We start from the raw sequence: 7221 nt of genomic DNA on the forward strand, positions 1-7221 counted from the left end.
CCCCACCACTACCCGTCCGTCGGTACGCCGCCCGCCCGTCCGCCCGATTCCCAGCCGGAGCGCAGCAACTCGGGGCGACTGGTGCCGGTGACGGCGCCTTCGGGTGATTGTGTCCGATGTAAACTGTTTCCATGGGACACAAAAGAGCTTTCTTTCCCGCGGCCGGTCTGGTCGTGCTGACTCCCTTGGTGGCCGAGTTCCTGCCGGGATACATCTCGCTCGACCGGATCGCGGGGGCGATCGTGCTGGCGCCGATGTACGGCGGGGGTGCGCTGCTGATTCGTGAGGTGACCAGGCGGATGGGCCGCGGGTGGTGGACGATCCTGCTCCTCGCCCTCGCCTACGGGCTTGTCGAGGAGGGGTTGGCCACCCAGTCCTTGTTCAACCCGGACTACGCGGGCCTGGCGCTGCATGAGCCGGCGTACGTGGCTGGGGTGCAGCTCGGTGGGTGGTGGACTGTGTTCGTGCTGCTCCTGCACGTGGTGTGGAGCATCGCGGTGCCGATCGCACTGGTCGAGACGCTGACGCCTGACCGGCGTACGACGCCCTGGCTGGGCAACGCCGGGTTGGTGATCACGGGACTGCTGTTCGTCCTCGGCGCCGGGGTGATGTCCGCGTTCACGCTGGCTGATGACCCGTTCGTGGCGTCGCCCGCGCAGTTCGCCGGAGCCGGTATCGCGGTGCTGGTCGTGATTTTCCTGGCCTTCGCTTTCGGTCATCGGCTGGAGGTCCGGGCGGTCGATGGGCGGCCGGCGCCGTCCGCTTGGTCGGTGGGTGCTGTGTCGCTGGTTGCCAGTTCGCTGGTCGCCGGATCGGCGTTCGCGGTCACGGGTGGCTCGAACGACCACCTGGGCTGGATTCTCGTCGGCGGCTACCTGGTGTTGTCCGTGGCGGTGATCGCGGCAGTGCGGTACTGGTCGGCAAGTCCTGGCTGGGCTGCTGGGCAGCGGCTGGCGCTGGCAGGTGGCGCACTGCTGACGTATGCCTGGAACGCGTTCCCGGAGACTCCGCCTGAGCTGACGGACCCCGGGCTCGACCTGGTCGGCAATCTGCTCTTCGCGGCCGGAGCGCTCGCCTTGCTGGCCCTGGCGATCAGGCGAGTTGTCGGTTCAGCAGGTCCTTGAGGGCGGTGACGACTTCTTCGGGGCGTTCTTCGGCGAGGAAGTGGCCGGCGGTGGTGGTCTGGTGGACGAGGTCGGGAGCCCACGCGCCCCACAGCGCCGCAGCGTCGAAGCCTAGGGCGGAACCCCAGTCCTGCTGGATGACGGTCACGGGCATCCGGAGTTTGTTGCCAGCGGCAAGGTCTTCGGTGTCGTGGGTGACGTCGATGGTGGCGGAGGCGCGGTAGTCGGCGACGATCGACGGGATGGCGGCCCGGGACGCATCCAGGTACGCCGTTCGGATGTCGGCCGGGATCGCGGTCGGGTCTTTGGTCCAGATGTCGAGGAAGTGGCCGAAGAAGGTGTCGGGAGCGCCGGCGATCAAGGTCTCGGCGAGGCCGGGCGGCTGGGCCATCAGGAAGAGGTGGAATCCGACGGCTGCGGTGGTGCCGTGCAGGACGTCCCACATGTCGAGGGTGGGGAGTACGTCGAGGGACAGCAGGTGTGTGACGACCTCGGGGTGGTCGAGGGCTACCCGGAAGGCGACCAGAGCACCGCGGTCGTGACCGGCGACAGCGAACGTCGAGTGCCCGAGCGCCTGGGCGATGGCGACGATGTCCGCCGCCATGGTGCGTTTCGCGTAGCCGTCGGCCGGTTTGTCGCTGGCGCCGTAGCCGCGGAGGTCGGGGCAGATGACGGTGTGCTCGGTGGCGAGCTTCGTGGCCACGTGCCGCCACATCAGGTGTGTTTGCGGGAAGCCGTGCAGCAGGACGACCGGCGTACCGCTGCCGCCGACTGCGACGTTGAGGGTGACGCCGTCGGCGCCGGGGAGCTGGTGGTACTCGAATCCGTTGATCTTCACCCGGTCAGGGTTGCGGATGCGGATGAGCGCTGGATGAGCACGTTACGGTGAGCGGGTGGAGTTCGGGGTGCTCGGGCCGGTGGTGGCCTGGGACGATGCAGGGCAGCCGGTTGCGCTGAAGGGGCCGCGGCATCGTGCGGTGCTGGCGCGACTGATCGTGGCGCGTGGCCGAGTGGTACCTGCGACGCGGCTGGTGGACGACCTCTGGCCGGATCCGCCGGATGGTGCGCTGAGCGCCGTGCGGACGTTTGTGGCCGCACTGCGCCGGTCTCTCGAGCCGGACCGAGCGCCGCGGAGCAAGCCGCAGTTGCTGGTGACCGAGGGGCCCGGGTACGCGCTGCGGACCGGTGCGGTCGATGCCTGGCGTTTTGAGGCGGCTGTTGAGGCGGGGGAGTACGAGACCGCGTTGGGGTTGTGGCGCGGTCCCGCGTACGCCGACTTTGCGGATGAGCCGTGGGCGCAGGGGGAGCGGTCCCGGCTGACCGAGCTGCGCTTGCTGGCGGTAGAGCGGCTTGGGGCGGCGCGGCTGACCTCAGGACAGGCTGCGGCGGCTGTAGCTGAGCTGGACGCACACGTGACCGACCATCCGTGGCGTGAGGAGGGCTGGCGGCTCCTGGCGCTTGCGCTCTACCAGTCCGGTCGGCAGGGCGACGCACTGGCGGTACTGCGGCGTGCCCGCGCCATGCTGGTCGCACAGCTAGGCATTGACCCCGGACCGGCGCTGGCGCGGCTCGAGGAGGACATCCTCAACCAGGCCGAGCACCTGCAACCGGCATCGGTATGGTCCGCGACAGCTGCTGCTTATCAGCGGACTGCGGGTGCACGGGCTCAGCTGGAATCAACAGTCGGGCTGCTGCGCAGTCTCGCGGTGACCGGTGAGCTGGCCGAGGTACGGCGGCATCGGCTGGCCGCGATCACGGCCGCTGAGGAGCTCGGTGATGCTGACCTGGTCGCGCGGGTGATCGGGGCCTACGACGTACCGGCGATCTGGACGCGGTCGGACGACGAGGCACAGGCCGCGGCGATCGTCCGTGCTGCTGAGCGGGTACTGCCAACCCAGGATCACCCGACGATGCGCGCCCGGCTGCTGGCCACAATCGCCTTGGAATCAAGGGGTTCCAGTGCCGCGCGACCGTTGGAAGCCGCTCGGGAGGCCGAGCAGATCGCGCGCACTCTGGACGACCCGGCCGTCCTCGCCTTCGCGTTGAACGGTGTCTTCATCCAGTCCTGCCGTCGGCCCGGCCAGTCGGTGGTTCGCGACGGGATCGGCGCCGAGCTGATCGCTCTCGCCGAGCGCCACGCACTCCCGGCGTACGAGATTCTTGGACATCTGATCCGTCTGCAGTCCGCCTGCGCGGTCGCCGATTATGTTGCCGCCGACAACCATTCTGCCGCCGCCGACGACCTCGCGGCGCGGCACGACTCCCCACTCGTCGGCGTCTTCACCCGCTGGTACGACGCTCTCCGCGCCGACACCCCCGCCGCCTACCGGCAGGCTGCCGCCCAGCACCCCGCCACCGCCATGCCGGGCCTGGACGCCGGCCTACTCCCACTGGCCCTAGCCGTCCAGGCCATCCGCCACGGAACGCCTGTCCCTGACGCCGACTACGGCCCCCACGCCCCCTACATCCACCCCGACTCTCACACCCCCGACCCACCGCCGGGCCTCTTCCTCGAACTCCACTGGACCCTGATCGCCCGCGCCGCCACCACCCGCGGCGACGACGAAACGCACACCCGAGCGCGCGCCGTACTGGCTCCTGCCGCAGCCGAACAAGCAGGAGGCCAGTCCGGCCTGCTCACTCTCGGGCCGATCGCCAGCTACTTCTAGACCACGGGCTTCCTGGCGCGTACGGCGAGGGCGTGCGGGACGCCGGGCCCCTCGGGCTCGATGAAGCGCTCGAGGGTCAGGCCGGTGGTGAGGAACTCGTTGAGGTAGTTGGCGAGGGGGACGTGGTTCATGCCGATGTGCTGGCGAATGCCGCCTTCACCCCACCAGGGCGCGGGCTCGTGCCAACCGGGTTGCCGGTACGTCGTGTGTGCCGTCCGGCTGTCGTCTTCCTGATTGTAGACGACATGCGGTCCGTTGAAGCACGGGTGCACGCCGTACTGGATGAAGACGCCGCCCGGCCGCAGGACGCGAGTGGCCTCGCGCAGTACGTCGCCGAAGTCGTCGACGTCGGTGGAGATCCACATCACCATCGCGGTGTCGAAGGACTCGTCGGGGAACGGCAGCGCGGCCGCGTCGCCGACCATCAGCGGGCCGTCGGTGCGGGTGCGCGCCAGGCGCAGTTGATCGGACGAATAGTCGAGGCCGACGACCTCGCGGCCGCTCGCGCGGATGGTTTCGAAGTTCCGGCCGGTGCCGCAGCCGATGTCCAGGCACGGGCCGGAGCCCTCGCCGAGCAGCCCGAGCAGACCTGGCTGATGTGGCTCCGCGCCGACTACGAAACGGTCGTCGTACCAGTCGGCCAGACCGTCGTAGCGGGCCTTGATGACAGTGTTCATGGAGCCTCCCCAGGCGTGATCTCCACCCTACCCAAGGCCCGCTTTAGGTCCACGACGATACGTACGGGTAAGCTTTGCCGACGTTCTCTTTGAGTTTGGATGGTCCACTGTGGGTTCCGTAATCAAGAAGCGCCGCAAGCGTATGGCGAAGAAGAAGCACCGCAAGCTGCTGAAGAAGACGCGGGTTCAGCGCCGCAAGCTCGGCAAGTAGCCCCACCTTTCTCCGAGGTTGGGTCCGCCGCGCCCCAGTTGATGAGGGCGGCGCGGCGTTCAGTGGGGTTTGTTGCTGTCTGGCTGGGGGCTTCTCGTGGCACAGGTGGTAATGGTGACCGGCGTCTCGCGAGACGCCGGTGCTCGTTGTGCCCGCAGGCTGGCCGACGATCCGTCGATCGGCACGGTGCTCGGCGTCGACGTGGTTCCGCCACGGGCCGAGCTGGGCCGGGTCCGGTTCGTGCGAGCGGATATCCGCAACCCCGTGATCGCGAAGGTGATCGCTGCCGAGGACGTCGACACTGTCGTCCACACCGGCGTGGTGGCCACCCCGGGTAGCGCCGGCGGCCGGTCGTCGATGAAGGAAATCAACGTCATCGGCACCATGCAGCTGCTGGCTGCCTGTCAGAAGGCGTCCGGCGTGGCCAAGCTGGTCGTGAAGTCGTCGACCACTGTGTACGGCGCTGGTCCCCGCGACCCCGCCATGTTCACCGAGGAGATGGCGCCGCGCGCGATCCATCAGACCGGTCTGAGCAAGGACGCGGTCGAGGTCGAGGGATATGTGCGCGGATTCGCCCGGCGCCGCCCCGATGTCTGCGTGACCACGCTCCGGATGGCGAACTGGATCGGCCCCAAGACCGACTCCCCGATGACCCGCTACTTCGGGCTCCCCGTCGTACCGACGATCTTCGGGTACGACGCACGCCTGCAGTTCCTGCACGAGGACGACGGGGTCGAGGCCATCCACCACGCCACGGTGAACGATCTGCCCGGCACCTTCAACCTCGCCGGTGACGGCGTGCTCGCGCTGTCCCAGGCGATCCGGCGGCTCGGCCGGCCGACGCTGCGGCTGCCTCCGTTCACCGCAGCCAGCTCAGCGGCCGCCGTACGGCGTGCCCGGCTGGCGGACTTCTCGCCGGACCAGATCACCTTCCTCACGTATGGCCGGGTGGTCGACACCACGCGGATGCGGAGCACCTTCGGGTTCGAGCCGCAGTACACGACGGCCGAGGCGTTCGCCGAGTTCCGCCGAGCGCTCGGTCCGGGTGCGGCCAGCCAGGTGGCGTCGCTGCTGACGAGCGGGCTCGGAGCGTTGCGTGGCTGACGCGGACGTGATCCCGATCGGTTCCGGTGGTCGCCCCGGCCGAGGCAGCGGCCGCCGTACGACGCCGTCCGCCGCTGCTCGCGCTCTCGCGGGGCCGGACGCAGCCCGGCGGAAGAAGCCTGGCAAGGCGAAGTCCGCCGGAGCGAAGGCGGCCGGAGCGAAGGCGGCCGAAACTGTCGACCAGACGGTGACCGAACTGCCCGCACCCGCCGCCGACGCCCAGAGCAGCACGCGGGCCGAGGGGCGGGGGCCGGATCTGGCTGGGCTTGCCGGGCTGGACTTTGCCGCGCTCGAGAAGGTTGTGCGCGAGATGTTCGGGGCGGATGGCGAGCGGCGGATCGCGGAGTGGTTCGCGTTCCTGCGCCGGCGGCTGTCGGGGGAGTACGAGGTCGACGAGTTCGGTTTCGACTCCGACCTGACCGACCAGATCCTGCTGCCGATGCTGCGGCCGCTCGCGGAGAAGTGGTTCCGGGTCGAGGTGCGCGGGGTGGAGAACATCCCGGACACCGGCAGCGCGCTGATCGTCGCGAACCACTCGGGCACGATGCCGCTCGACGGCCTGATCACCCAGCTGATCGTCGCCGACCACACCAACCGGCCGCTGCGCACGCTCGCGGCCGACCTGGTGTTCCGGACGCCGTTCGTCGGCGAGTGGTCCCGCAAGGGCGGCGCCACCCTGGCGAACAACGACGACGCCGAGCGCCTGCTCCGCCAGGGCAACCTGGTCGGTGTCTGGCCCGAGGGCTTCAAGGGACTCGGCAAACCGTTCAGCGAGCGCTACAAGCTGCAGCGGTTCGGCCGCGGCGGCTTCGTCAGCGCGGCGATGCGGACCGGCGTACCGATCGTGCCCTGCTCGATCGTCGGCGCCGAGGAGATCTACCCGCTCGTCGGCAACCTCTCCTCACTGGCCCGCCTGATGGGCGTCCCCTACGTCCCGGTGACGCCGTTCTTCCCGCTCCTCGGCCCCCTCGGCCTGATCCCACTCCCGTCCAAGTGGCTGATCGAGTTCGGTGAACCGATCCGCACCGACGAGTTCCCCGACGGCGCCGCCGACGACCCCATGCTGGTCTTCAACGTGACCGACCAGGTCCGCGAAACCATCCAGCAAACCCTCTACACCCTCCTGGTCCAACGCCGCAGCGTCTTCTTCTGACCCACCCCTGCCCAACCTTGGGCACCGTTCACTCACTCAACCCGGCGAATCACGGTCGACCGGCGCCCAAGGCGCCGCCGTACAACGTAAAGCACGCCTCGACCATTTCGCCGCGCGCGCGTTGGTTGAGCCGTGCTCAAGGTGCTGCCCGCGCGACGTTGAGCACGCCTCGACCATTTCGCCGCGCGGATTGTGGTTGAGCGGTGCTCAAGGTGTTGCGGTACGACGTTGGGCACGGTTCGACCGTTTTGCGGGGCGGGGCGTGGTTGGTGGGGGCTCAAGG

General features: G+C 69.2%; 7 protein-coding genes. 5 read left to right on the forward strand and 2 right to left on the reverse strand.

Annotated features, from left to right (window positions below; genetic code table 11):
* The first annotated feature begins 131 nt into the window (after positions 1–131).
* Entirely contained in the window at positions 132–1124 is a 993-nt protein-coding gene (locus tag E1261_RS45665; protein ID WP_165952825.1) for a hypothetical protein, read from the forward strand.
* On the opposite strand, the gene E1261_RS41600 is transcribed toward E1261_RS45665, so the two are convergent.
* Entirely contained in the window at positions 1093–1962 is an 870-nt protein-coding gene (locus E1261_RS41600) for an alpha/beta fold hydrolase (RefSeq protein WP_165952826.1), read from the reverse strand. The two genes, E1261_RS45665 and E1261_RS41600, sit on opposite strands and share 32 nt — an antisense overlap.
* Before the next feature lie 55 nt (positions 1963–2017).
* Here E1261_RS41600 and E1261_RS41605 point away from each other — a divergent pair, with 55 nt between their 5' ends.
* A complete protein-coding gene (locus E1261_RS41605) occupies positions 2018–3793 on the forward strand; it encodes an AfsR/SARP family transcriptional regulator (protein WP_132415279.1) in 1776 nt (591 codons plus the stop codon).
* Here E1261_RS41605 and E1261_RS41610 read toward each other — a convergent pair.
* Entirely contained in the window at positions 3790–4470 is a 681-nt protein-coding gene (locus tag E1261_RS41610) for a class I SAM-dependent methyltransferase (RefSeq protein WP_132415281.1), read from the reverse strand. The two genes, E1261_RS41605 and E1261_RS41610, sit on opposite strands and share 4 nt — an antisense overlap.
* 109 nt (positions 4471–4579) lie before the next feature.
* Between E1261_RS41610 and E1261_RS41615 the strand changes: the two genes are divergently transcribed.
* The 3 genes from E1261_RS41615 (at position 4580) to E1261_RS41625 (ending at position 6938) form a co-directional block, all read left to right on the forward strand.
* Complete coding sequence (locus tag E1261_RS41615; protein WP_008356322.1) at positions 4580–4681, forward strand: 30S ribosomal protein bS22; 102 nt, start codon at positions 4580–4582, stop codon at positions 4679–4681.
* 96 nt (positions 4682–4777) lie between these two features.
* Positions 4778–5785, forward strand: coding sequence for an NAD-dependent epimerase/dehydratase family protein (locus tag E1261_RS41620; protein WP_238176779.1), 1008 nt, complete (start codon positions 4778–4780; stop codon positions 5783–5785).
* The gene (locus E1261_RS41625) at positions 5778–6938 is read left to right on the forward strand and encodes a lysophospholipid acyltransferase family protein (RefSeq protein WP_132415283.1); all 1161 of its coding nucleotides are present in this window, start codon (positions 5778–5780) and stop codon (positions 6936–6938) included. The genes E1261_RS41620 and E1261_RS41625 overlap by 8 nt, the downstream gene beginning before the upstream one ends.
* The last annotated feature ends 283 nt before the right edge of the window (positions 6939–7221 follow it).

Origin of the sequence: Kribbella albertanoniae (assembly GCF_004348455.1) — a bacterium.
Lineage (GTDB): Bacteria > Actinomycetota > Actinomycetes > Propionibacteriales > Kribbellaceae > Kribbella > Kribbella albertanoniae.